Annotated in this window: 2 protein-coding genes; one reads left to right on the top strand and one right to left on the bottom strand. The window is 46.8% G+C overall.

Annotated elements, in window-relative coordinates; all coding sequences use genetic code 11:
- Positions 1 to 14 precede the first annotated feature (14 nt).
- The gene (locus GF309_04230; GenBank protein MBD3157973.1) at positions 15 to 176 is read left to right on the top strand and encodes a hypothetical protein; all 162 of its coding nucleotides are present in this window, start codon (positions 15 to 17) and stop codon (positions 174 to 176) included.
- A gap of 7 nt (positions 177 to 183) precedes the next feature.
- Here the strand turns inward: GF309_04230 and GF309_04235 are convergent, their stop codons facing one another.
- The gene (locus GF309_04235) at positions 184 to 834 is read right to left on the bottom strand and encodes a hypothetical protein (GenBank protein ID MBD3157974.1); all 651 of its coding nucleotides are present in this window, start codon (positions 832 to 834) and stop codon (positions 184 to 186) included.
- Positions 835 to 3,372: the final 2,538 nt, after the last annotated feature.

Genomic DNA, 3,372 nt, shown 5'->3' on the forward strand with positions numbered 1-3,372 from the left:
ACCCTGAAGATCCCATGTCGTGGGACCAGCTTGGCTACACACAATACTGGGCAGGGCAATACGAGGATTCTCTCAAGTCTTGGACGAAGAAACTGGAACTCAAGCCTGATGATAGTAGAGCACTTTCTTGGATTGAGATGAATCAGTCAAAAATCAATGCAAAAAGGAAACAGTAACTGGTCCTTAGTTTCCGTCTTCTTTCTTGGCTTTCTCCTCTGAATCCTCCATGAGATCGATACGCCATCTTTGCTTTTCCCGATGCTTATCTAACATCTCCTCCTCGTATTTCTTGAACTCGTCAGTTTTCATATGCTCTTGAACAAGGAAGTAATAATCTACGACCTCCTCCCCCTCATATCCAAATGATGTCTTCACGGTATCTTTTACCCACATATACTGTGGAATCTCTTCAAAACCTTGAACAGAAAGAATAGCTTCCGCCTCTTTGATAGGGATTTCCCCTCTTTTTCCAGGTTCATTTCGTTCTCTCAATATTCGAATTAGTGCCTTTTTCACTGGTGAGAGAGATCTGTAATTCTCCTGTTCTTCGGAGGTCAAAATCTTGAGACGCCAAAACGGGCCTGGTGGCTCAAGATTAAGCTCTTCTTCAAGTTCGCTTGGTAGGGGGGCTAATGTCTTATCTATAGTCCAATCATCTAGGAGGGTCTGAATTGCCTTTTCAACCATTTCCGAACTACATTCCATGCCCCTTTCTCTTGCCTTTGAGAGCAGTTCCTTTTCTGCGATCTTCAATGGAACTCCAAGATTACTCTCGTCTTTCTCGAGTATCTCTCGCAACAGCCGTTGTAGTGTCTCTATACTGCAATCAGCCATTCCTATCATCACCTCTTTGTTTTTCTAAAATCCATTTTAACCCCTCGTCGTCGATTTGTTTCAGTATCTTTCTCTTCCTAATTCTCTCCGATTCTATCACTTCTTCAACCCTCTCCTTCTTTCGGACATCATCGGGAGGTGCAAGGAGAGCAACTCGCGTGATGTCATCTTGATCGTTGATATAGCTAGTCCATTCCACAGAAATACGTCCACTTTCTTCATATAATACGAATCTCTTTAGTTGAGGTACGGTGTTCACTCCCAAGTCTGCAAGAAGCTTAATCTCGTCGAGGATTAGATTAGGTTTATCTAGATTGGCAAGAATCCAGAGATTCTGAGCGGCATTAGCAATTACTGCATCTTCATGCTCACGCATGTTTTCAAACTCCTGAGCATAGATGACGATATCCGGCTTCCTATCTGGTGTTGCTGATTCTTTCTCATGTCCATACTCACTGAAAAGGTAGAGAATATCTGTGCGAATCTTATCCCGCACCTCGTACATGTGCGCCTTGCTTTCATCATAAAGCACAGATGTTCTACTCCATGAGAAAACTGGAAATGGATATCGCCAATGGATGGAAAAGCACCCATCTTCTGCCCATAACTGAGAGAGATATACACATTTCACCATTAGTGATCCTTTCAAGACAAATCCTGGAAGCCCCTTGTTCTGGATACACGAATCACCAACGGGCACCCCTAATCGCTCTAGCATCCGACCAATTATACTCGGAAAACGAATCCTGTACACACCATTGTCTTTCGGTACCATGTTGTACTTGATTTCTCCAAGTGCAGACATGTGTTCCAGAAGAATCTCAATCCGCGACAAGTATTTCTCAGTGTAAACGAAGCCCGTATTCTCACGGTGAAGATGCCCGTCTGACATGGCCGCTCCTACGATTATGGCCAAAATGATGTCAACCATTTCAGGATCTGCAGGGAATTTCGGATGCACAATGGTTCCGGATTTTCCTTCTCTGGTCCTTCCGATGTGGTGTATCCTACCCTCTATGTCCTGAATTTTGAGTCCCATGACATCCAGCATGAAATGCAGACTTTCACCCCTGAGATGCGCAAGTTTGCGATTCAGGTCAGAATTGGGATTGGAACCGGTAGCGGTCCGCATGTAGTCAGTAACCTGTTTGATGAGTTTGCTATAGTGAGTAGGGCCTTTCACACCTAGACGTGCCATCGTTTCCTTGACCAGCTCGGCCTTATCCTCAACAGATTGGAAGTAGAACAGCTCATTCTTGTAGAGGTTGAACCAGTTCCGCCACCGCTTGTCGTGCATCCTGAAGTACAGCTTGTAGTCCTTCAGACCCACGCGAAGCTCTCTTGTAGGATTATCATCAAGCCCTAGCTGCTTGTTGATCTCAGCTTCCAATTCTTCCTGCATCGGCTTCATCAAGCGAAACAGCTTCAGGGTCCACGTTCCCCACGGCCTGTCAGGAATCCGGAAATCAGCAAATCGAACGCCTTTAGGTTCTCCAATGGTACGGTAGAGTTGCACTATGCACTCGGCTATCTCTTCGGTTGGGATATCACGTCGCCCTCGAAACTCTTCAAATGTTCTGTACACAATGAGTGGTCTAGTCCGGTATTGGAATGACTCGGGAGGTAGTTTCTCATTCTCATATTTTCGCCGTTCCATCTCGTTCCTTATGAGCCATCTAACCAATCTGAGTCTAGGTTTGCCACTCAGCGCCATTCGAACAAAGTGAACCGACTCATCATACTCTTTGGCAAGCTCCTTTGTTGTGATGTTATCCAGCTCTCCCCGCTCTTGTCTTTCCCTGATTTGATAGTAGACAACAGTTTCCTTGAAGGCTTCGGGAAATGTATCCTTTTCTGCCACCTGGGGATGCCTCCTCATCATCCACTTGAGTTCCTCCATGTTTTTGGGACCCTCATCAAGGAAGTAATTGGTTGGGCAACCTTCCTCCAGTACTACTCTTCCTGCCCTCTCATCCTGCTCCCTGATGGCATAGAGTCTCTCTTCAAGCTTCAGTGCCCCCTCTGGCCGATCCATTTCCCACAACCAGCTCAGAACAACCTCGGCTTCAACACCATGCGTCTTGGCCAGCTCCAGCACCTGGTCCTTTCGGAAGACCTCTCTACCCGCCCTGACACAGAACTCAATGTCTTCGCTTTCCTTTGCCTGCATGATCTCTATCCAGACCCGTAGCTCCTCCATCTCCTGTTCGGAAAGCGACTCTTCAGCGATATCCGGGTGCTCTCTCACCATCTCTGCAATCTCATGCACATCCTTCCCAGAGCCAAGCATGGTCCACTGCCGCAGCATCCTATCCCACCGATACTCCGTTTCGTAGTTCTGCAGAATGGTGACAATAGGTGCCACTTTCCCGTTACCATATTCTCTGGCCTGCTCAACAGGTATACCCGCCCTGTCAGCAACTTCCTCGATATCGACATCTTCTCCTTCCTGCTGCTTGAGGGCTTCCTTGAACCGGTAGTATTCATACCCCTCTTCCTTCATCTCTTCGATTCCGGGTATGTCCTTCAGTTCTGGTC

The organism is Candidatus Lokiarchaeota archaeon, assembly GCA_014730275.1.
Classification (GTDB): Archaea; Asgardarchaeota; Thorarchaeia; order Thorarchaeales; family Thorarchaeaceae; genus WJIL01.

Excerpts from the sequence above, each read along its gene's own strand:
- GF309_04230 (MBD3157973.1), top strand. The coding sequence starts at position 15 with ATGTCGTGGGACCAGCTTGGCTACACACAATACTGGGCAGGGCAATAC.
- GF309_04235 (MBD3157974.1), bottom strand. The coding sequence starts at position 834 with ATGGCTGATTGCAGTATAGAGACACTACAACGGCTGTTGCGAGAGATA.